Genomic DNA, 1,015 nt, shown 5'->3' with positions numbered 1-1,015 from the left:
CGGCCCCGGCCGCGCCCGGCGCGCCGGCGACGCCGCCCGTGCCGGCGGCGCGGCACGACGGCCGCGTCATCCCCGACCTGCCGCTGCCGCTGGAGCTGCTGCGGATCACCGACAGCGACCTGCGCTGGACGATCGGCGAGCTGCGCTCCGGCGGCGTCACCCTGCGCGACACCGCCGCGCATGCCGAGATCCGCGACGGCCACGGCCGGCTCGACCCCTTCACCACCAGCCTGCCGGGCGGCAGGCTGTCGCTGCGCGTCGCGGCCGACGTCACCACCACCCCACCCAGCTTGCAGGTCGCGGCGCAATCCGAGGGGATCGACCTGCCGCCCCTGCTGGCGGCGCTGCACACGCCGGGCGGCACCGCCGGGCGGGTCGAGCTCGACCTGGACCTGCGCGGCCAGGGCCGCGACCTGCGCGCCGTCGCCGCCACGGCGACCGGGCATCTCGGCCTGGCGCTGACCCATGGGCAGGTCGAGAGCGGCTCCGGCTCCCTGCTCGGCCAAGCGCTGGGTGACCTGCGGCGGGCGGTGCCGCAACTCGGTGCGCTGGCCGAGGGGCGCGTGACCGTCGCCTGCGCCGCCACCCGCTGGCGGGCGGAGGCGGGCATTGCCCGGGCGGAGGCGCTGCTGCTCGACGGCTCGCTCGGCAAGGTCGGCGGCGGCGGCCAGGTGAACCTGCGGGACGAAACGCTGGCGCTGCGGCTGCAGCTCGACCTGCGGCTGCCGATCCCGGGGGTGAGCCAGCTGCGCATCCGGGCGCCGCTGCCGGTCGGCGGCACCCTCGCCAATCCGCGGCCGGATTACGGGCCGGCGGTGACGCGCGGGGCGCTGGGCACGGCGGAGGGGCTGATCCAGATCCCCGGCAACCTGGCCGGGGATATCCTGGGCGCGCTCGGCGGCAATGGCGCGGCGCTGACGAACGGCCTGCCGGATTGCGGCCCGGCGCTGGCCGCGGCCCGCGGCGGCCGGGCCGGACCGGTCCCGGAGCCCGCGGCCGGCCCGCCCGCCGCAGC

General features: G+C 79.1%; 1 protein-coding gene. It reads left to right on the top strand.

Annotated elements, in window-relative coordinates:
* The coding region (locus E2C06_RS36655) for an AsmA family protein (protein WP_133293413.1) at window positions 1-1,015 on the top strand (1,015 nt) is incomplete at both ends.

The organism is Dankookia rubra (assembly GCF_004355005.1).
GTDB classification, from domain to species: domain Bacteria; phylum Pseudomonadota; class Alphaproteobacteria; order Acetobacterales; family Acetobacteraceae; genus Paracraurococcus; species Paracraurococcus ruber_A.
The sequence above is the reverse complement of the archived record's forward strand: the minus strand, read 5'-3'. Positions and strand labels throughout refer to the sequence as shown.